Here is a 20,400-nt window from a genome sequence, read left to right on the forward strand (position 1 = left end):
AAGGGTAGCCTTGCCTTCTGCCGAGCGGGGAGAGGGGGGCGCCGCATGCCCGCCTTCCTCGACGAGCTGGGGTTCGTGGAGCTGCTCGCGGCGCTGTTCGTCATCGTGCTGGTGCGGGCGCAGGCGACGTACTGGGTCGCGCGGGCGGTCGTCACCGGGGCGGCCTCGCGGCGGTGGGGGCGGTGGCTGGAGCCGCCGGCGCTGAAGCGCGCGTCGGCACTGCTCGCTCGCTACGGCGCTCCCGCGGTCACCGTGAGCTTCCTCACCGTCGGACTCCAGACGATGATCAACGCGGCGGCCGGGGCGGCTCGGATGCGCTTCGGCGTCTACCTCCTCGCGATGCTGCCGGGCTGCGCGGCCTGGGCGCTGATCTACGCGACCGTCGGCTTCGCCGTGCTCTGGGCGGTGATCGGCGCGGCGGCCGGCTCGCCGCTGGGCATCGGGATCCTCGTCGCGCTCGCGGCCGCGGTCGTGACGGCCGTCCTGCTGCTCCGGCGGCGCGGCATCGCCCGCTGACCGCCCCACGGAAGCGCTCCGGCAGAGCACTGGCGGAAACACCTCGCTCGGCTATATAGTTGCACTCGGTCAATAGTTGACCGCCGTCAACTAGTACCGCCGCACCGTCACCGGTGCCGCACCGTGAACAAGGAGCCGTATGTCCCGCGCAGAGCGCACGCGCACTCGAGAAGAGCGCACCACCCCCACCGGCCCCGACGGGGCCATGTCGCACCGCCAGGTGCTCGAATCCCTCAGCGGACTGCTGCTGGGCATGTTCGTCTCGATCCTCGCGGGCACGGTCGTGTCGACCTCGCTGCCGCTGATCATCTCCGACCTCAAGGGCGACCAGAACGCCTACACCTGGGTCGTCACCGCGACGCTGCTCGCGACCACCGTCTCCACCCCGCTCTGGGGCAAGTTCGCCGACCTCTTCAACCGCAAGCTGCTGATCCAGCTCGCGCTCGCGATCTTCGTGATCGGCTCGGCCGCGGCCGGGTTCTCGCAGGACACGAACATGCTGATCGTGTTCCGCGTCTTCCAGGGCCTCGGCGCCGGCGGACTCGCGGCGCTGAGCCAGATCATCATGGCCGACATCATCAGCCCCCGGGAGCGCGGCAAGTACGCCGGCCTCTTCGGCGGCGTGATGGCCATCGGCACCGTCGGCGGCCCGCTGCTCGGCGGCGTCGTCACCGATGCGTTCGGCTGGCGCTGGAACTTCTTCATCGCGCTGCCCGTCGCGATCGTCGCGATCATCCTGCTCCAGGTGACGCTGCGCCTCCCCGCGCACCCCAAGCGCACGGTCAAGATCGACTACCTCGGCGCGGTCCTCATCGCCGGCGGCGTTTCGCTGCTGCTGATCTGGGTCTCGCTGGCCGGCAAGAACTTCGAGTGGGCCTCGTGGGAGACCGCGGTCATGGTCGGCGGCTCCGTCGTGCTGCTGGTCGCCGCGGTGATCACCGAGCTCACCGTCGCCGAGCCGATCATCCCGATGGGGATGTTCAAGAACCGCACCTTCAGCCTCGCCGTCGTGGCGAGCATCTCGGTCGGCGTCTCGATGTTCGGCGTCGCGGTCTTCCTCGCGCAGTACATGCAGCTCTCGCGCGGTGCCACGCCGACCCAGTCGGGTCTGCTGACGATCCCGATGATGGCCGGACTGCTGATCGCGTCCGCCATCTTCGGCGGGATCATCTCGCGCACCGGCAAGTGGAAGGCGATCATGGTGACCGGCGGCGTGCTCGCGGTCGTCGGCACCTTCCTCCTCAGCACCCTGCGCTACGACACGAACCTCGTGCTGGTGGGCGTCTTCATGGCGATCCTCGGCGCGGGCCTGGGCATGCTGATGCAGAACCTGGTGCTCGTCGTGCAGAACTCGATCGACATCAAGAACCTCGGCGTCGCGACCAGCGCGGTCACCTTCTTCCGCAGCCTCGGCGGCACCGTGGGCGTCTCGGTGCTGGGCTCGATGCTCGGCACGGTGATCGCCGACCACATCAAGACCGGCATCGCCGGCCTCGCGCCGGCCGACCAGGCGATCGCCGCCCAGGCGCTCGGCAGCGGCACGATCCCGCAGGTCAACACGCTCCCGGACGCCGTGCGCGTCGTGGTCGAGAGCGCCTACGGCATCGGCGTCGGCGACGTCTTCCTCTACAGCATCCCGCTCGCGGTCATCACGCTGATCGCGGTCCTGCTGCTGCCGAACGCGCCGCTCGGCACGATGAACGCCGTGCAGCGCAAGACGGAGCCCTCGGGCGTCGTCGCCGGCGCGGAGGACGCGCTGATCGCGGCCTCCGACGGCCAGGCGGGCCTGCGCCCCGTCGGGCAGAGCGTCCGGAGCGACAGCGCGGTGCACGCGGAGGAGCGCACCCACGTCGACCGCGTCGCTGTCGACATCGCCCACGACGACCGCGCCCACGACGACAGCGCGCACGGCCGCCACGCGGCTCCCGTCGCCCACGCCCGGCACGCCGCGACCACCACCGGCGCGATCGACGTGGCCGAGCGCCCCTGATGACCGCCGCACCGGCCGTCCTGACCGCCGCCCCGGCGAGCGCGCTGCTCCAGGTCGAGGAGCAGATCACCGCGCTCGCCGTGCAGGTCCGGACGGCCGTGCGCGACGCGGCGGCGAGCATCGACCCCGGGCTGCCGCCGTTCGGGCTGCGGCTGCTCCGGATGCTGGAGCGCTGCGGTCCCGTGCACTCGAGCGTCGCGGCGGAGCGCCTCGGCGTCGACCGCAGCGTGATCAGCCGGCAGATCCGCCAGCTCTGCGCGCTGGAGCTGGTCGGGACCGCCCCCGACCCGGCCGACGGCCGCGCCCGCTTCCTCACACTCACCGAGCACGGCCGCGAGCGGATGGGCGACCTCGGCGGTCAGCAGCGCCAGCGGATGCAGGAGGCCCTGAGCAGCTGGCCCGAGGCCGACCTGCTCGCCTTCGCCGGCTACCTCGAGCGGCTCACGACCGCGGACTGACGCCGGCGGGCGAACCGACCAGGGTCGCCACGTGCACGACGAAGGCGCGGCGGCGCTCGCGGGTGCCGTCGCCCCCGCGCTGCGCGAACGGCGTCAGGTGCCAGATCTCGCAGAGCCCGAGCAGGGCGATGAAGAGGTCCTCCGCCGACCAGCTCGCGTCGACCGTCCCGTCCCGCTGCCACTCGAGCACGCGGGCCTCGGGCGCGGGGATGCCGCCGAGGCGCTCGCCCGCCTCCTCCCAGACGCCGCCGCCCTCGAGGCGCGCCCAGGTGAGCAGGCGGAGGAACTCGGGGCGGTCCCAGACGTGGTCGAACATCCGGCCGGCGAGGTCCGGCAGGTCGGCCGCCTCGGCGAGCAGTGTCGCGTCGAGCGCCTCCAGGGCGCCGACCACGGTCGCGACGAACAGGCCGCGCTTGCCGCCGTAGTAGGCGTAGAGCCGCTCCTTGTTCAGGCCGGCCGCCGCGGCGACCCGGTCGACGCGGGCGCCGGCGAAGCCGTGCTCGGCGAACTCGGCCGTCGCGGCGCGGAGGATGCGCTCGCGGGCGGGGACCGTCGCGTCGTGCTCGATCTTCTTCTCGCTCACGCTTACACCTCCGGGCGCTCGAACTGTACACTCGTCGATGCCCAACCAACCAGTTGGGGTGGTCTAGCCTCACTGCCGCGGCTCGGATCCGGACCCGCCGGTCCCGCTCCCTCCGCTTCGAAAGGCACCGCCATGCCCGCGCCCTCCTCCTCCCGCCGCTGGTGGGTCCTCGTGATCCTCGCGATGACCCAGCTCGTCGTCGTCCTCGACGGCACGATCGTCACCATCGCCCTCCCCGCCGCGCAGGCCGACCTCGGCCTCACCGACGTCGAGCGCCAGTGGGTCGTCACCGCCTACGCGCTCGCCTTCGGCGCGCTCCTCCTGCTCGGCGGCCGCATCGCCGACTACACCGGCCGCAAGCGCACCTACCTGATCGGCATGGTCGGCTTCGGCGCGGCCTCGGCCTGGGGTGGCGTCGCCTCCTCCGGCATGGAGCTGATCGCCGCCCGCGGTCTGCAGGGCGCCTTCGCCGCGCTGCTCGCCCCGGCCGCCCTCGCGCTGCTCACCGTCTCCTTCCCGGGCGGGCGCGAGCGCAACACCGCCTTCGCGGTCTTCGGCGCGGTCGCCGGAGCGGGCGCCGCGGTCGGCCTCGTCCTCGGCGGTCTGCTCACCGAGTTCGCCGACTGGCGCTGGTGCCTCCTGGTCAACGTCCCCGTCGTGCTGGTCGGCGTCGTCGCCGGCGCCCTGCTGGTGACCGAGAGCCGCGCCGAGGGCCGCAACCGCTTCGACATCGCCGGCACGATCACCGTCGCGCTCGGCCTCGCGAGCCTCGTCTACGGCTTCACGCTCGCCGAGCAGGGCTGGCTCCGCGTCGACACCCTCGGCTTCCTGCTCGCCGGTGTCCTGCTGCTCGCGGTCTTCGTCCGCATCCAGGCCCGCTCCGACCACCCCCTGCTGCCGCTGCGCATCGTCACCGACCGCATCCGCGGCGGCGCGTTCCTGATCCAGGCGATCGTCGGCAGCGTCATGATCGGCTCGACCCTCTACTTGACGCTGCATCTGCAGCTCGTGCTCGGCCTCGCGCCGCTCGAGGCCGGCCTCGCGAACCTCCCGATGACCGTCACGATCATGATCGTCGCGGGCATCGCCACCAAGCTGCTGCCGACCGTCGGCCCGCGCCTGCTGATGATCGTCGGCCCGCTGATCGCGGCGGCCGGCCTGCTCTACCTCAGCCGCATCACCGCGGACGGCTCCTACCTCGTGCAGGTGCTGCCCGGCCTGATCCTGCTCGGCGTCGGCATGGCGATGATCTTCGTGCCCGTGCAGAACGTGGCGCTGACCGGGATCGCCGGCCACGACGCCGGTGCCGCCGGCGCGACCGCCAACGCCGCGATGCAGATCGGCGGCTCGATCGGCCTCTCCGTCTTCACCACGATCTACGCCGGAGTCGCGGGGGAGCAGCCCTTGCCGGTCGCCTTCGTCGACGGCTACTCCGCGGTGTTCATCGCGGCGGCCGTCGGCCTGGTGCTCGCCGCGGTCATCGCGTTCACGATGATCCGGATCAAGAAGGAGCAGTTCCTCGCGCAGGCTCCGCGGGAGGCCGTCGCGCACCTCGGCTGATTAGGCTGGAGAGGACATGCGCGCCCTCACCGACCAGCAGATCCGCGACTCCTTCGTGAACGCCTCACGCAAGGAGGTCGCGGATCTCTCGCTCCCCGCCGGCTTCGACGAGCTCGACTGGGAGTCGTTCGACCATCTCGGCTGGCGCGACAGGAAGATCGGCCGCCGCGCCTACGTCGTCGTGCCGCTCGAGGACCGGCTGGTGGGCGTCCTGCTCCGCCAGGCCGACGCGAACCCGCGCTCGCGGGCGCAGTGCTCCTGGTGCCGCGACATCCGCCTGCCCAACGACGTGGTCTTCTTCGGCGCGAAGAAGGCCGGCCCGGCCGGGCGCGCGGGCGACACTCTCGGCACGCTGGTCTGCGCGGACTTCCAGTGCTCGGCCAACGTCCGCACCCGGCCCTCGGTCGCCTACGTCGGCTTCGACGTCGAGGCGGCGAAGGCCGAGCGGATCGCGATGCTGCGCGCGAAGACGACCGGCTTCGTCCGCGAGGTGCTCGGCGAGGGCTGAGCCGCCGCCGCCGTCTCAGTGCCGCCGTCTCAGCGCCGGGTCGACGCGCGGACATGCATCCGTTCGCCCTGGCGCCCGAACAGGCTGAGGAACTCGACCTGCTGCTCGTCGGCCCGGCCGAACCAGTGCGGCACCCGGGTGTCGAACTCGGCCGCCTCGCCCGCGGGCAGGACGATGTCGTGCTCGCCGAGCCGCAGCCGGAGCCGTCCGCTGAGGACGTAGAGCCACTCGAAGCCCTCGTGGGTGCGCTGCTGCTCCGGCGCGGGGATCGGCCCGGCGGGGATCGTCGTCTTGAAGGCCTGCAGGGCGCCGGCGTCGCGGCTGAGCGGCTGGATCCGCATCCCGTGCCGGGTGAACGGCCGGCCGTGCACGCGCGGGTCCTCAGGTGCGGCGCCGACCAGCTCGTCGAGCGGAGTGCCGAGCGCGCGGGCGATCGGGAGCAGCAGCTCGAGCGTCGCGCGCCGGCCGCCGCTCTCCAGACGCGAGAGCGTGCTCGCGGAGATGCCGGTCTCCGCGGCGAGCGAGGCGATCGTGCGGTCGCGGCGGAGCCGGAGGCGCTTCAGCCGCGGTCCGACAGCGGCGACGATCTCGTCGTCGGAGGGAGTGTCGGAGGGAGTGTCGTGCTCGGGGTGCATGCCCCGATCCTGGCACGCGGGCCGCGCGGTCGTGCCGGAACGGCACGGATCCTCGACGGACCGCGGCCGCCACCGGATGCTCGGGACATGACCGCTTCAGACCTCCCCGACGTCCTCATCGCCGGCGCCTCCTTCGCCGGACTCGCCGCCGCCACCGCCCTCGGCCGCAGCCTCCGCGACGTGCTCGTCGTCGACGGCGGGCCGCCCCGCAACGCGCCCTCGCCCGGCGCCCACAACGTGCTCACCCGCGACGGCACCGCGCCCGTCGAGCTCGCCCGCCTCGCCCGGATCGAGGCCGAGGGCTACGGCGCGCGCGTCGTCCCGGGGTGGATCGTGTCGGCCTCGACCGCCGACGGCGGCGTCACCGCGACCCTCGCCGACGGCGCCGTGCTCCGCGCCCGCCGGCTCCTGCTCGCGAGCGGATCGACGGACCGGCTGCCCGGGATCCCGGGGCTCGCCGAGCGCTGGGGCCGCGACGTGCTGCACTGCCCGTACTGCCACGGCTTCGAGGTGCGCGGGCGCCGGATCGCCGTGCTCGGCAGCGGCTTCTCGGGCCACCAGGCGCAGATGTTCCGCCAGCTCAGCGACCGGGTGTCGATCCTCACCAACGGCGTCTTCCAGCCCGGAGCGGAGGAGGCCGAGGGGCTGGCCGCCCGCGGCATCGAGCTGATCGACGGGGCCGTCACCGAGGTCCTCGTCGAGGACGACCGCCTGGTCGGCGTCGTCCTCGTCGAGGACGACCGCCTGGTCGGCGTCGTCGTCGACGGCCGCCGACTCGAGCTCGACGCGCTCGTCGTCGGCCCGCGGGTCGAGGGCAACCTGCCCGACGGCCTCGGCCTCGAGCTCGTCGACCACCCCTCCGGCGCCGCCCGGCACCTCACCGTCGACCCGATGGGCCGCACCACCGCGCCGCGGGTCTTCGCCGCCGGCTCGCTGGTGGAGCCGATGTCGCAGGTGATGGCGGCGGCCGCCGACGGCCTGCGCGTCGCCGCCGCGATCAACTACGACCTGATCGAGGAGGAGATCGCCGCCGCGGTCCGCGCCACGAGGGGCTGACCGGCGCTCGGGGTCGTCGGCCGGTGAATACTGGACCGATGACCCCGCCGCGCCCCCTCGAGCAGTCCTCCAAGCTCCGCAACGTCCTCTACGAGATCCGCGGCAAGGCGCTCGTGGAGGCGTCGCGGCTGGAGAGCGAGGGGCACCGCATCCTGAAGCTGAACACCGGCAACCCGGCCGGCTTCGACTTCGAGGCGCCGCACCAGATCGTCCGCGACATGATCGCCGCGATGCCCAGCGCGCACGGCTACAGCGACAGCCGCGGGATCCTCTCGGCCCGCCTCGCGGTGACCTACCGCTACGAGGAGGTCCCCGGCTTCCCGCCGGTGGACCCCGAGTGGGTGTTCCTCGGCAACGGGGTGTCCGAGCTGATCACGATGACGCTGCAGGCGCTGCTCGACGACGGCGACGAGGTGCTCATCCCGGCGCCCGACTACCCGCTCTGGACGGCGATGACGAGCCTCGCCGGCGGCACCGCGGTGCACTACCGCTGCGCGGAGGACGACGGCTGGCAGCCCGACCTCGAGGACATCCGCTCGAAGATCACGGCGCGCACCAAGGCGATCGTCGTGATCAACCCCAACAACCCGACCGGCGCCGTCTACACCCGCGAGGTGCTCGAGGGGATCGTCGCGCTCGCCGAGGAGCACTCGCTGCTGCTGCTCGCCGACGAGATCTACGACCGGATCCTCTACGACGACGCCCAGCACATCCCGCTGGCGTCGCTCGCGCCGGACCAGCTCTGCCTCACCTTCAACGGCCTGTCGAAGACCTACCGCGTCGCCGGCTACCGCTCCGGCTGGCTGGCGATCACCGGGCCGCGCGAGCACGCCGCAGGGTTCCTCGAGGGGATCACCCTGCTCGCCTCGACCCGGCTCTGCCCCAACGTGCCGGGGCAGTACGCGGTGCAGGCGGCGCTCTCGGGCGTGCAGTCGATCGAGGCGCTGATCGCGCCCGGCGGGCGGCTGCGGCGCCAGCGCGACGCCGCGTGGAAGGGACTGCAGGCGATCCCCGGCGTCTCCTGCGAGCTGCCGATGGGAGCGCTCTACGCGTTCCCGCGGCTCGACCCGGAGGTGCACGAGATCCGCGACGACGGACGGCTGGTCTACGACCTGCTGCTCGCGGAGCACATCCTGCTGGTGCCCGGCACCGGCTTCAACTGGCCGACACCCGACCACCTGCGGATCGTGACGCTGCCGGAGGAGCGGGTCATCTCGGAGGCGATCGAGCGGCTGGGGAACTTCCTGTCGTCGTACACGCAGTAGCCGCTCAGACCCTGCCGCTCAGACCCTGCGGTACTCCAGCTCCGGCCGCCCCGGCGAGCCGTAGCGCGGGGCGCGCTCGGCGACTCCCGAGTCGGCGAGGTGCTCGAGGTAGCGCCGCGCGGTGACCCGTGAGACGTCGAGGCGGGCCGCGAGCTCGCCCGCGGAGAGGCCGACCGGGCCCAGCAGCGCGGTCACCGCGTCGAGCGTCTCCGCCGAGAGTCCCTTCGCCAGCCCCGGCGCGTTGGAGGTCCGCAGCGCGGCGAAGGCGCCGTCGACCTCGTGCTGGCTCGCGACGTCGGCGCCGTGCATCCGCTCGCGGTACTGGCGGTAGCTGGCGAGCTTCGCCGCGAAGACGCTGAAGACGAACGGCTTGATCAGGTACTGCACGATCCCGGCGGCGACGGAGGCGCGCACCACTGCCGCGTCGCGCACGGCGGTGATCGCGATCACGTCGACGTCCAGGCCCGCGGTGCGCACGGCACGGCAGAGGTCGAGCCCGCCCATGTCGGGCAGGTTCATGTCGAGCAGGATCAGCGCGATCGCGGGATCGGCGCGCAGGGCCCGGATCGCCTCGGCCCCGCTGCCGGCGACGGCCGCGACCTCGAAGCCCTCGACGCGGCGGACGTAGTCGGCGTGCGCGCTCGCGGTCAGCGGCTCGTCCTCGACGACGAGGACGCGGATCGGCGCGGCGGTCGCGGGCGTGCTCATCGCGTCGCCCCGGCCGGGTCCCGCAGCGGCAGCTGCACCGTGAACACCGCGCCGACGTGCCGGGTGACCTCGATGCTCCCGCCGAGCCGCTGCACCACCTGCTGCACCAGCGCGAGGCCGATGCCGCGGCCGAACGCATCGGACTCCTTCGTCGAGTAGCCGCGGGCGAAGACGTCGGCCGCCTCGGCGACGCCGGGTCCGCTGTCGGAGACCTGCAGCACCAGCTCGGCGCCCTCGGCTCCCGACGCCTCGGCCAGGCCGAGGTAGACCTCGACCCACGGCTCGCGGTCGGCGGCGGAGGAGGCGGCCGCGTCGAGCGCGTTGTCGATCAGGTTGCCGAGCACGGTCACCAGGTCGCCGGGCTCGAAGCCCTGCGCGCCCGGCTCGAGGTGCGTCTCGAGGTGCAGTTCGACCCCGCGCTCGCGGGCCTGAGCGGCCTTGCCGAGCAGCAGCGCGGCGATCACCGGCTCCTGCACCGAGCCGAGCACCCGGTCCGCGAGCCGCTGGCTGAGGTTCAGCTCGCCGGCCGCGAAGGCGAGCGCCTCCTCCGGCCGGCCGAGCTCGATCAGCGAGGCGATGGTGTGCAGGCGGTTGGAGAACTCGTGGGTCTGCGAGCGCAGCGCGTCCGAGAGTGTGCGCATCGACTCCAGCTCGCCGGACACTCGCTGCAGCTCGGTGCGGTCGCGGAGCGTCGTGACGGTGCCGAGCGGCCGGGCACCGGGGGAGGCGGCCGGTCGCTCGTTGACCACCAGGATCCGCTCGTGCGCGACGACCAGGCGGTCGGCGACCGGCTCGTCGGCGAGCAGCACCGCGCGCAGGGCGTCGGGGAGGTCGAGCTCGGCGACGGGAACCGGGATCGACACGCCCTCGAGCCCGAGCAGCTCGAGCGCGTGGTCGTTCGCGAGCACCAGCCGCCCGCGGTCGTCGACGAGGAGCAGCCCCTCGCGCACCGAGTGCAGCACCGACTCGTAGTAGGCGAAGACCTGGCTCATCTGCTCGGGCCCCCGGCCGCCCGTGACCCGGCGGAGGTAGCGGGCGAGCAGCCAGGAGCCGATGCCGCCGAGCGCCACCGCGCCGAGCACGCCTCCCGCGACGACCTGCAGGCGGGGGAGGAAGGAGGCGTCCACGCGGCTGAGGGTCACGCCCGCCGAGACCAGCGCGACGACGGTGCCGTCGGCGCTCTCGATCGGGGCGACGGCGCGCACCGAGGGGCCGAGGGTGCCGGTGTAGGTCTCGGTGAAGGTGCGGCCCTCGAGCGCAGGCGCGATGGTGCCGATGAACGGCAGGCCGATCTGCGCGCGGTCGCGGTGGGTGTAGCGGGTGCGGTCGGGGTTCATGATCGTGAGGAAGTCGACGCCGGTGTCGGCCATGATCTCCTCCGCGTAGGGCTGGAGCGAGGCGGACGGGTCCGCGCCCTGCGCCGCGTCGAGGACGAACGGGTTGTCGGCGACGGTGCGCGCGACCACGAGGCTCCGCTGGGCCGCGTCGTCGCCGGCGCGCCCGCGGGCGTCGAACGCGAGGACCAGCACCGCCACCGCGCCGATCACGAGGATGCAGACCAGCTGCACCGCGAACAGCCGGGCGGCGATGCTGCCGCGGGGGCTCGCTCCGGGCATCCGACCTCCTCGTCCGCGACCTGGACCTCGATGTCCGTGAACAGCTCGATGTCCGTGAACAGTATGAACGCAACATCGGCCGGGCGACCCGCGGGGGTCAGCATCGTCTCACCCCCTCCCAGCTCGATGAAGAGACAGGACACGCTCATGGCGAAGACGCCCGGCAGCCCCGCCGACCGGCCCCGCACCGACAGGCTCAGCCCCGCGGTCACCCCCGCGAAGACCCGCCGGCGGATCGACCGCAACCACTGGCTCTACATCGCCGTGATCATCGCGGTCGTCGCCGGCGTGATCGTCGGCCTGGTCGCCCCCGCGTTCGCCGCGACGCTCGAGCCCGTCGGCAAGGCGTTCGTGGGACTGATCAAGATGATGATCGCGCCGATCATCTTCTGCACGATCGTGATCGGCATCGGCTCGATCGCCAAGGCCGCGACGGTCGGCAAGGTCGGCGGTCTCGCCCTCGGCTACTTCATCGTGATGTCGACCTTCGCGCTGGCCATCGGCCTGGTCGTCGGCAACATCCTGCACCCGGGTGAGGGCCTCGACATCTCGAGCGCCACCTACGACACCACGGACCTCAAGGCGGAGTCGACCAGCGACTTCATCCTCGGGATCATCCCGGTCTCGCTGTTCTCCTCGCTCGTGGACGGCAGCATCCTGCAGACGCTCTTCGTCGCCCTCCTGGTCGGCTTCGCACTGCAGAAGATGGGCGCCAAGGGCCAGCCGATCCTCGGCGCGATCAAGCAGCTCCAGGTGCTGGTCTTCCGCATCCTCTCGATGGTGCTCTGGGTCGCGCCGATCGGCGCATTCGGCGCGATCGCCGCGGTGGTCGGCAAGACCGGCTGGGGCGCGGTCGTCGCCCTCGCCACCCTGATGATCGGCTTCTACCTCACCTGCGCGATCTTCGTGGTCGTCATCCTCGGCCTGCTGCTGCGCCTGGTCACCGGCGTCAGCATCTTCTCGCTGATGAAGTACCTGGCCCGCGAGTACCTGCTCATCGTCGGCACCTCCTCCTCCGAGGCCGCTCTGCCCCGCTTGATCGCCAAGATGGAGCACCTGGGCGTCTCCAAGCCCGTCGTCGGCATCACCGTCCCGACCGGCTACTCCTTCAACCTCGACGGCACAGCGATCTACCTCACGATGGCCTCGCTCTTCATCGCCTCGGCGACCGGCGCCCCGATGTCGATCCCGGAGCAGATCGGGCTCCTGCTCTTCATGATGGTCGCCTCCAAGGGCGCCGCGGGCGTCACCGGCGCCGGCCTCGCCACGCTGGCCGGCGGCCTGCAGTCCTTCCGCCCCGACCTGGTCAACGGCGTCGGCGTCATCGTCGGCATCGACCGCTTCATGTCGGAGGCCCGCGCGGTCACCAACTTCACCGGCAACGCGGTCGCCACCCTCCTCGTCGGCACCTGGACCAAGCAGATCGACATGGTGCAGGTCCGCGAGGTGCTCGGTGGCCGCGCCCCCTTCGACGAGGCCACCCTCGGCGCGGACGAGCACGAGGCCCCGGCGTCCGGCACCTCGATCACCGAGGGCATCGCCTCCATCCAGGACTCGGACGAGGCCGAGCGCACCCGCGCGGAGCTGAGCGCGAAGCGCTAGGAGGAGCGCTGGGCGGCCGGGCGCCGCACAACATCAGCTGAGAAGGGTGGGCCTCCGCTGTCAGGGGAGGGACCCTCGTCTCAGCTGATGTTGTGCGGCCACATGCTGGTCGAGTAGCCGCGCAGCGGCGTATCGAGACCCACCGTCCTCAGCAGGGCGGTCTGCAGACTCGTTTCGCCGGCGGTGGTGGATCTCGATACGCCCGCTTCGCGGGCTACTCGATCAGCATGAAACGGGGCCCGCTGCGCGGGCTGCTCAGCATGACGGGGCAGGCCGCGCGATCAGCAGGTGGCGTCAGTGGCGGCGGACGCCCAGCAGTGGCAGGGTCACCGCGCAGAGGGGGCCGATCAGCAGGGCGAAGGCGAGGGTGCCGAGGCCGACGTCGCCGCCGAGGGCCCAGCCGATCAGGAGCACGATGAGCTCGACGCCGCCGCGGGCCGCCCAGATCGGCACGCCGAAGCGGTTGTGGAGTCCGGTCATCAGGCCGTCGCGCGGGCCGGCGCCGAGGCGGGCGCCGATGTAGATCCCGCTCGCGACGGCCAGCAGCACCAGGCCCCCGGCGAACAGCAGCGCCTTCCCCCACCACTCGGCGGGGACGGCGAGCAGCTCGATCCCGACGCCGATCGTGGTGCCGACCACCAGCACGTTCAGCACCGTGCCGAGGCCGGGCCGCTGCCGCAGCGGGATCCACAGCAGCAGGACGAGCAGTCCGATCACGTTGGTGAGCAGTCCGATCCCCAGTCCGGTCTGGCGGGCGGCGCCGAGGGCGAAGACGGTCCACGGGTCCACGCCGATCGACGCGCGGATCATCATCGCGTCGGCGAAGCCGTAGAGCACGAGCCCGACCAGCAGCCGCGGCACGGGTCGCAGCCGCCACTGGCTCACCGGGGGAGCGGGGACGGCGAGGGGCGCGGTGATCGTCATGCCGAGAATCCCATCGCAGGAGTGGCCTTCTTCGCGCGGTCCAATCCGGCTATCTTGGACGCATGGCTGATGTCCACTTCGGCGTGCGCGCCCTGCAGACCCTCCTCGGCGACTGGCGCGAGCAGCGCGGCACCCGCCCCGCGTACCTCGCCCTCGCCGACCGCATCCGCCTGCTCAGCATCGACGGCCGCATCCCGACGGACAGCCGGCTCCCCGCCGAGCGCGAGCTGTCGGCGCGGCTCGGCGTGAGCCGCACCACCGTGGCCGCTGCCTACCGCGAGCTGCGCGACAGCGGCTACCTCGTCAGCGTCCGCGGCTCCGGCAGCGCGACCCGCCTGCCCGGCGCCGCGGTGCACGCCGTGCCGACCCTCGCGCCCGACTTCGTCGACTTCACCAAGGCGGCGCTGCCCGCCGTGCCCGAGCTCGCCGAGGCCTACGCCCGCGCCGCGCGCCTCGCGCCGGAGTACTTCGAGGACGGCTCCTACGACACCGTCGGCCTGCCGCTGCTGCGCCGCGCGATCGCCGAGCGCTACACCCGCCGCGGCCTGCGCACCGAGCCCGGCCAGATCATGGTGACGATCGGCGCGCAGCACGCGATCGCGCTCGTCGCGCGCACCCTGCTCGCCCGCGGCGACCGCGCCCTGATCGAGGCGCCGACCTACCCGCACGCCTACGAGGCGCTCCGGCTCGCCGGCGCCCGGCTGGTGCCGGTCAACGTGGACGGCGCCGACGGCTGGGACGGCGAGGGCCTGATCGCGGCGATCCGCGGCACCAGCCCGACGCTCGCCTACCTGATGCCCGACTTCCACAACCCGACCGGCCGCTCGATGGCCGTCGACCTGCGCGAGCGGGCCATCGCCGCCGCGGCCCGCCAGGGCACGCTGATCATCGCCGACGAGACCACCGCCGAGCTCGACATCGACCGGCGGATGTCGCCGCTGCCCTTCGCCTCCTACGGGCCCGAGGGCACGGTGATCTCGATCGGCTCGGTCGGCAAGACGCTCTGGGGCGGCATCCGGATCGGCTGGATCCGCGCCGAGCGGAGCGTCGTCCGCAAGCTCGTCGCCGCGCGCTCGGCCGGCGACCTCGGCAGCCCGATCGTCGAGCAGCTCCTGGTCGCCGACATGCTCGGCCGGATGGACGGCGTGCTGGAGCTGCGCCGCGAGCAGCTGCGCGCCGGCCGCGACCACCTCGAGGCGGCGCTCGCCCGCGCGATCCCGGAGTGGAGTGTGCCGCGGGTCTCCGGCGGCCTCTCCACCTGGGTCGGCCTCGGCCGCCCGGCCAGCTCGCAGCTCGCTCTCGCCGCCCGCACCTCGGGTCTGCTGATCACGGCCGGCCCGCGCTTCGGGATCGACGGCGCCTTCGAGCGCTTCCTGCGCATCCCGATCGGCTACTCGCCGGAGATCACCGACCGGGCCGTGGACGCGCTCGCCGTCGCCTGGAGCCAGGTCGCGCGCCACCCGGCGGCCGACACCGGCTACCTCGCCGACGTCGTCTGATCCTCCAGGTCCTCCCGGAGGGGGACGAATACTCAGCCAGCTGATGGAAGACTCACGGCGTGCATCTCCTCGCGGTCCTCAGCATGAAGAACCGGGCGCTCATCGCGCTCGTCACCGTCGTCATCGCCGTCTTCGGCGGCGTCGCCCTCACCGGGCTGAAGCAGGAGCTCGCGCCGTCGATCTCCTTCCCGCAGCTGGCGGTGATCTCGAGCTACCCGGGCGCCGCTCCGGAGGTGGTCAACGACGACGTCTCGACGCCGATCGAGACCGCCATCCAGGGCGTTCCCGGGCTCGAGACGACCAGCGCGACCTCGTCCACGAACTCGTCGCTGATCTCCGCCTCCTTCGCCTACGGCACCGACCTGGCGACCGCCGAGCAGAAGATCCTGCAGGCGATCAACCGGATCAAGAGCACGCTCCCGGACGGCGTCGACCCGCAGGTGGTGACCGGCTCGTTCGACGACCTGCCGGTGCTGCAGCTCGCCGTCTCGAGCGACGGTGACGCGAAGGCGCTCGCCGACCGCCTGCGCACGAGCGTCATCCCGGACCTGGAGAAGGTGGACGGCGTCCGCGAGGTCGCCCTGGTCGGCGAGAGCGCGCAGCGCGTCACGATCACCCCGGACGACGCAGCGCTCAACGCCGCCGGCCTCTCGACCGCCGACATCCGCACCGCGCTGCAGCAGAACGGCGTGCTGGTCGCCGGCGGCGAGATCACCCAGGACGGCAGCACCTTCTCGGTGCAGTCCGGCGTCAAGCTCGACTCGACCGACGCGATCGCGGCGCTGCCGCTGATCCGGTCCGCCGGAGCCTCTGCGGCCGCCGGCATCCAGGTCGGCGGTGCCCTCGCGCCCACGCCCGCCCCCACCCTCGGCTCCGTCGCCACCGTGGCCGTCACCGACGCCCCGATCACCTCGATCTCGCGGGTGAACGGCCAGCCGGCGCTGACCCTCTCGATCACCAAGCTCCCCGCGGCGAACACGGTCGAGGTCTCCACCGGCGTCACGGCGCTGCTGCCGGATCTCGAGGCGTCGCTCGGCGAGAACGCGACCTTCACCTCGGTCTTCGACCAGGCCCCCTACATCCAGGACTCGATCGAGTCGCTCGCGCAGGAGGGGGCGCTCGGCCTCGTCTTCGCGGTGCTCGTGATCCTGCTGTTCCTGCTCTCGGTGCGCTCGACGCTGGTCACGGCGATCTCGATCCCGACCTCGGTGCTGATCACCTTCATCGGCCTGCAGACCGCGGGTTACACGCTGAACATCCTCACCCTGGGCGCGCTGACGATCGCGATCGGCCGGGTGGTCGACGACTCCATCGTCGTGATCGAGAACATCAAGCGGCACCTCGACGCGGGGGAGGAGCGCGCGGCGACCATCGCGGTCGCGGTGCGCGAGGTCGCGGGCGCGATCACCGCCTCGACGATCACCACCGTCGCGGTGTTCCTGCCGATCTCGTTCGTCGGCGGCACGACCGGCGAGCTGTTCCGGCCGTTCGCGCTGACGGTGTCGATCGCGCTGCTCGCCTCGCTGCTCGTCGCGCTGACGATCGTGCCGGTGCTGGCGTACTGGTTCCTCCGGCCCTCCAAGCGCCCCGGTGTCCGCGAGGCGGCGCAGGCGGCGCTCGCCGAGGAGCGCGGCGCAGCCGGCGAGACCGTGGTCCCGGCTCCCGAGGCCGAGCCCGAGCACGCCCGCCACAGCGCCCGCGCCACTCCCCGCCGCGCGGCCGGCCTGCAGCGGGTCTACGGCCCCGTGATCGCCTGGACCCTCCAGCACTCGGTCGCGACCGTCCTGCTCGCGCTGCTCGTGCTCGTCGGCACCGGCGCGCTCTACCCGCTGATGAAGACCAACTTCCTCGGTGCGAGCGGGCAGAACACCTTCACCGTCACCCAGACCGTGCCCGACGGGCAGAGCCTGGACGCGCAGGACGCGACCGCGCAGCAGGCCAGTGCGGCGATCCTCGAGGTCGGCGGCGTGCAGACCGTGCAGCTCTCGATCGGCTCGGCGGCGGCGGGCTGCAGAGCGCGTTCGGCGGCGGAGGCGGCGGCACCTCGATCCGCTACTCCGTCACCACCGACGAGTCGGCCGACCAGGAGACCGTGCAGGCCGACGTCCGCACGGCGCTCGGCTCGGTCGCCTCGGCCGACGACATCAGCGTCGCCGCGTCCTCCGGCTTCGGCGCCTCCTCGAACATCGAGGTCGACCTCTCCACCGCCTCGCAGAGCGACCTGCAGAGCGCGAACGACGCGCTGCTCACGGCGCTGCGCGGCACCGACGGCATCAGCCAGGCCGAGAGCAACCTCTCCTCCTCGCTGCCCTACATCGCCGTGCGGGTCGACCGCGCGGCGGCCGCCGACGCCGGGCTCACCGAGGTCGCGGTCGGCACGCTCGTCAGCCAGGCGCTGCAGCCGACGCAGACGGGCAGTGTCGTGATCGACGACCGCACCCTCTCCGTCTACCTCGCCGACGCGCAGCCGCCGGCCACCCTCGACGAGCTGTCGGCCCTCGAGATCCCGACGCGCACCGGGACGGTGCCGCTCTCCTCGCTCGCCGTCGTCGAGCGGACCGACGGGCCCGCGAGCATCACCACCGAGCGCGGGCAGCGCACCGCCACGATCACTGTGACCCCGGAGGGCGACGACCTCGCCTCGGCGAACGTCGCGGTGCAGAGCGCGATCGACGACACCGAGCTGCCGGCCGGCGTCTCCGCCTCGCTCGGCGGCGTCACGGCCGATCAGAGCGACGCGTTCTCGCAGCTCGGGATCGCGCTGCTGGTGGCGATCCTGATCGTCTACGTCGTGATGGTCGCCACGTTCCGCTCGCTCCTGCAGCCGCTGCTGCTGCTGGTGTCGGTGCCGTTCGCGGCGACCGGCGCGATCCTGCTGCAGGTGCTCACCGGCGTGCCGCTCGGCGTGCCCTCGCTGATCGGCGTGCTGATGCTGATCGGCATCGTGGTCACCAACGCGATCGTGCTGATCGACCTGGTGAACCAGTACCGCGAGCGGGGGATGCCCGTGCGCGAGGCGCTGCTGCACGGCACCGAGCGGCGGCTGCGCCCGATCCTGATGACGGCGCTCGCGACGATCTTCGCGCTGCTGCCGATGGCGCTCGGCATCACCGGCCACGGCGGCTTCATCTCGCAGCCGCTGGCGATCGTCGTGATCGGCGGCCTGGTGTCCTCGACCGTGCTCACCCTGGTCGTGCTGCCGGTCGTCTACAACCTGGTCGAGGGGTATCGTGAGCGGCGGCGTGCCGCCCGCGCCGGAGAGGCGTCGGCATGAGCGACACAGGATTCAGCACCCCGGCAGTGGAGACCACGGCAGCGGAGGTCGTCGCCGCGGCCCCCGAGACGATCGGCTCCCGCTGGACGAGCGGCCCCGACCGCGCCGCCCGCGCGATCGCCGAGGTCGGCCCCGAGCGCTTCGTCGCCGCGGACTACCGCCCGGGCACCATCCGGCACATCGTCCTGTTCCGCTTCAGGCCGACGGCGCTCGTCGCCGAGGTGGACGGCGTGATCGCGTCCTTCCTCGCGCTCGGCGAGGAGTGCCTCCGCGACGGCCGCCCGTACATCGTCTCGATCGAGAACGGCCCGCAGCTCAGCACCGAGGGCGCGGGCGAGGGCTTCGACCGCGCGTTCCTGCTGACCTTCGCGTCCGAGGGCGACCTGAACTACTACATCGGCCGCCCGGCGGTCGACGGCCCCGGCCTGTTCGATCCGGCGCACGACGCCTTCAAGGGCCTCGTCGGGCCGCTGCTCGACACGGCCGGGTGGTCGCCTTCGACTTCCGTCCCGAGCCGTTCGACGCCGGCGCGCTCGCCGGCTAGGGCTCGGGAGCCGGACGACGTGGCGACCCCCGACTTCATCCTCCGCCTGCGCGAGCGGGTGGGCACCGAGCTGCTCTGGCTGACCGGTGTCACGGCGGTGATCGTCCGCGAGGAGCCGGTCCGCCAGGTCCTCCTGGTCCGCCGCGCGGACACCGGCGCCTGGACCGCGGTCACCGGCGTGATCGACCCGGGCGAGACGGTCACCGGCACTGCCCGCCGCGAGCGCTGGAGGAGGCGGGCGTCGAGATCGAGGTCGAGCGCGTCGTCTGGCTGCACACCCTGCCGCCGATGGAGTACCCGAACGGCGACCGGGCGCAGTACCTCGACCACGTGCTGCGCGCCCGCTACCTCTCGGGCGAGGCGCACGTCGCCGACGACGAGTCGAGCGAGTCGGCTGGTTCGCGCCGGACGCGCTGCCGCCGATGAGCGCCGATCACCGCGAGCGGATCAGCCGCGCGCTGTCCGACGAGACGGCCTGCGCCTTCGACTGAGCGCCGGCGCCTTCGACTGAGGGCCAGCGCCTTCTCAGACCTGCTCCGAGACGAGCACGGCGCTCGTCCCCGGCTCGAGGGGCGTCGAAGACGTGCGGCTCGTCGCCCGGGTAGGACAGGCAGTCGCCGGGCGCGAGCTCGACCGGGGCGTCGGCCGGACCGGCCAGGGCGCGTCCGGTGGACAGGATCAGGTGCTCGACGGTGCCGCGGGCGTGCGGCTCCGAGTTCCGTGCGGCTCCGGGCTCGGCGGTGAGGCGGTAGACGTCGCGGCGGGCTCCCGGCGGGCAGACGCTGAGCAGGGTGGCGGCGTAGTCGGCGGTCGCCGAGGCGATGCGCGGCCCCTCCCCGGCGCGGATCAGCTGGACGGACCGCCGCGGCGGCTCGACCAGATGCGAGAACGGCACCCCGAGCGCGCCGCCGAGCGCCCAGAGCGTCTCGAGGCTCGGGTTGCCCTCGCCGGCCTCGAGCTGCGAGAGCGTCGACTTCGCGATCCCGGCGCGGCGGGCGATTCGGAGATGCTCAGGGCCGAGGCGCCCGCGCTCGCGGCGCAGGGCGGAGGCGACCAGGTCGCGGGGTGAGACGGCGTCGGTCATCGCACCGAGCGCGCGAAGCAGACGCCCGAGTCGTCGCCCACGTGTGCGCCGAAGCCGTCGATCTCGGTGAAGCCGAGCGCGCGGGCGGCGCGAGGGCCGCCTCCGCCTCGACCGCACGCGGAAGCGGAGCGTGCGGATGCGCTGCACGCTCGCGTAGGAGAGCGCGGCGGCGACGAGCCGGCGGGCGACTCCGCTCCGCCGCGACTCCGGGGCCACTTCGAGGGCGAGCAGCTCGGCGAAGTCGTCGGCCCCGGCGTCAGCGCCAGCACGCCGATCGGCTGCTGCGTCGCGCCGTCGCGGGCGACGAGGAGCCGGGCGTGCGGTGGAAGGTCGGCGGTGAGCAGCGAGGCGAGCGCTGCCGGCTCCGGCCGCTCCAGCCGGACGACGACCCCGGTGGTCACGACGCGGGCGCCGCGGCCGGCTCGGTCTGCGTGGCGGGCTCGAGCGAGAGCGTCTGCTCGGCCGGCGCGTCGAGCTGCTCGTGCAGGAAGTCGACGACGGTGCGGCGGAGCGAGTCGTCGAGCATCGCGATCGAGTGCCGGGTGCCGGGCACGAGGACGAAGTCGACGCTCGCGCCG

General features: G+C 73.0%; 17 protein-coding genes and 1 pseudogene. 11 read left to right on the forward strand and 7 right to left on the reverse strand.

The window, feature by feature from the left end; genetic code table 11:
- The first annotated feature begins 45 nt into the window (after window positions 1-45).
- The 3 genes from C1I64_RS19790 to C1I64_RS19800 all read left to right on the forward strand — a co-directional run bounded on the left by C1I64_RS19790 (window position 46) and on the right by C1I64_RS19800 (window position 2,964).
- Window positions 46-516: a DedA family protein gene (locus tag C1I64_RS19790; RefSeq protein WP_127888395.1), complete on the forward strand. Its 471-nt coding sequence runs from the start codon at window positions 46-48 to the stop codon at window positions 514-516.
- A 205-nt stretch (window positions 517-721) separates the two neighbouring features.
- Entirely contained in the window at window positions 722-2,506 is a 1,785-nt protein-coding gene (locus tag C1I64_RS19795; protein ID WP_244209605.1) for an MDR family MFS transporter, read from the forward strand.
- Entirely contained in the window at window positions 2,506-2,964 is a 459-nt protein-coding gene (locus C1I64_RS19800; RefSeq protein WP_127888396.1) for a MarR family winged helix-turn-helix transcriptional regulator, read from the forward strand. Before C1I64_RS19795 ends, C1I64_RS19800 begins: the two co-directional genes overlap by 1 nt.
- Here the strand turns inward: C1I64_RS19800 and C1I64_RS19805 are convergent.
- Window positions 2,948-3,547 carry a TetR family transcriptional regulator gene (locus C1I64_RS19805; RefSeq protein ID WP_164874607.1) on the reverse strand — a complete coding sequence of 200 codons (600 nt, stop codon included), beginning with the start codon at window positions 3,545-3,547 and terminating at the stop codon, window positions 2,948-2,950. The two genes, C1I64_RS19800 and C1I64_RS19805, sit on opposite strands and share 17 nt — an antisense overlap.
- Window positions 3,548-3,679: 132 nt before the next feature.
- On the opposite strand from C1I64_RS19805, the gene C1I64_RS19810 reads away from it, so the two are divergent.
- Together C1I64_RS19810 and C1I64_RS19815 are read left to right on the forward strand one after the other, a co-directional pair.
- Complete coding sequence (locus tag C1I64_RS19810; RefSeq protein WP_127888398.1) at window positions 3,680-5,107, forward strand: MFS transporter; 1,428 nt, start codon at window positions 3,680-3,682, stop codon at window positions 5,105-5,107.
- A gap of 16 nt (window positions 5,108-5,123) precedes the next feature.
- A complete protein-coding gene (locus C1I64_RS19815) occupies window positions 5,124-5,615 on the forward strand; it encodes an FBP domain-containing protein (protein ID WP_127888399.1) in 492 nt (163 codons plus the stop codon).
- A gap of 29 nt (window positions 5,616-5,644) precedes the next feature.
- Here the strand turns inward: C1I64_RS19815 and C1I64_RS19820 are convergent, their stop codons facing one another.
- On the reverse strand, window positions 5,645-6,250 hold the full coding sequence (locus C1I64_RS19820) for a helix-turn-helix domain-containing protein (protein ID WP_127888400.1): 606 nt from the start codon (window positions 6,248-6,250) through the stop codon (window positions 5,645-5,647).
- An 87-nt stretch (window positions 6,251-6,337) separates the two neighbouring features.
- Between C1I64_RS19820 and C1I64_RS19825 the strand changes: the two genes are divergently transcribed.
- Together C1I64_RS19825 and C1I64_RS19830 are read left to right on the forward strand one after the other, a co-directional pair.
- Window positions 6,338-7,306, forward strand: coding sequence for an NAD(P)/FAD-dependent oxidoreductase (locus tag C1I64_RS19825; protein ID WP_127888401.1), 969 nt, complete (start codon window positions 6,338-6,340; stop codon window positions 7,304-7,306).
- A gap of 38 nt (window positions 7,307-7,344) precedes the next feature.
- Complete coding sequence (locus C1I64_RS19830; protein ID WP_123733405.1) at window positions 7,345-8,571, forward strand: pyridoxal phosphate-dependent aminotransferase; 1,227 nt, start codon at window positions 7,345-7,347, stop codon at window positions 8,569-8,571.
- Window positions 8,572-8,589: 18 nt separating this feature from the next.
- On the opposite strand, the gene C1I64_RS19835 is transcribed toward C1I64_RS19830, so the two are convergent.
- Together C1I64_RS19835 and C1I64_RS19840 are read right to left on the reverse strand one after the other, a co-directional pair.
- Window positions 8,590-9,279: a response regulator gene (locus C1I64_RS19835; RefSeq protein WP_123733406.1), complete on the reverse strand. Its 690-nt coding sequence runs from the start codon at window positions 9,277-9,279 to the stop codon at window positions 8,590-8,592.
- Window positions 9,276-10,895, reverse strand: a complete 1,620-nt coding sequence (locus C1I64_RS19840; protein ID WP_127888402.1) for an ATP-binding protein — start codon at window positions 10,893-10,895, stop codon at window positions 9,276-9,278. Before C1I64_RS19840 ends, C1I64_RS19835 begins: the two co-directional genes overlap by 4 nt.
- Window positions 10,896-11,042: 147 nt before the next feature.
- On the opposite strand from C1I64_RS19840, the gene C1I64_RS19845 reads away from it, so the two are divergent.
- Window positions 11,043-12,497: a cation:dicarboxylate symporter family transporter gene (locus C1I64_RS19845; protein WP_123733409.1), complete on the forward strand. Its 1,455-nt coding sequence runs from the start codon at window positions 11,043-11,045 to the stop codon at window positions 12,495-12,497.
- 294 nt (window positions 12,498-12,791) lie between these two features.
- On the opposite strand, the gene yczE is transcribed toward C1I64_RS19845, so the two are convergent.
- The gene (gene yczE, locus C1I64_RS19850; protein WP_244209547.1) at window positions 12,792-13,421 is read right to left on the reverse strand and encodes a membrane protein YczE; all 630 of its coding nucleotides are present in this window, start codon (window positions 13,419-13,421) and stop codon (window positions 12,792-12,794) included.
- A 62-nt stretch (window positions 13,422-13,483) separates the two neighbouring features.
- Here yczE and yczR point away from each other — a divergent pair, with 62 nt between their 5' ends.
- From yczR to C1I64_RS20690, 3 genes and pseudogenes are all read left to right on the forward strand, one after another.
- Window positions 13,484-14,920, forward strand: a complete 1,437-nt coding sequence (yczR, locus tag C1I64_RS19855; RefSeq protein WP_127888403.1) for a MocR-like transcription factor YczR — start codon at window positions 13,484-13,486, stop codon at window positions 14,918-14,920.
- Window positions 14,921-14,979: 59 nt separating this feature from the next.
- Window positions 14,980-18,194 (forward strand): annotated as a pseudogene (locus tag C1I64_RS19860) (efflux RND transporter permease subunit).
- Window positions 18,191-19,249 carry a Dabb family protein gene (locus tag C1I64_RS20690; protein WP_244209548.1) on the forward strand — a complete coding sequence of 353 codons (1,059 nt, stop codon included), beginning with the start codon at window positions 18,191-18,193 and terminating at the stop codon, window positions 19,247-19,249. The pseudogene C1I64_RS19860 and the gene C1I64_RS20690 overlap by 4 nt, the downstream one beginning before the upstream one ends.
- On the opposite strand, the gene C1I64_RS19875 is transcribed toward C1I64_RS20690, so the two are convergent.
- Complete coding sequence (locus C1I64_RS19875; RefSeq protein ID WP_244209549.1) at window positions 19,172-19,822, reverse strand: helix-turn-helix domain-containing protein; 651 nt, start codon at window positions 19,820-19,822, stop codon at window positions 19,172-19,174. The genes C1I64_RS20690 and C1I64_RS19875 overlap by 78 nt on opposite strands.
- A 397-nt stretch (window positions 19,823-20,219) precedes the next feature.
- Entirely contained in the window at window positions 20,220-20,375 is a 156-nt protein-coding gene (locus C1I64_RS20265) for a hypothetical protein (RefSeq protein WP_164874608.1), read from the reverse strand.
- Between the last annotated feature and the right edge of the window lie 25 nt (window positions 20,376-20,400).

The sequence above is a fragment of the Rathayibacter festucae DSM 15932 genome (assembly GCF_004011135.1).
GTDB lineage: Bacteria > Actinomycetota > Actinomycetes > Actinomycetales > Microbacteriaceae > Rathayibacter > Rathayibacter festucae.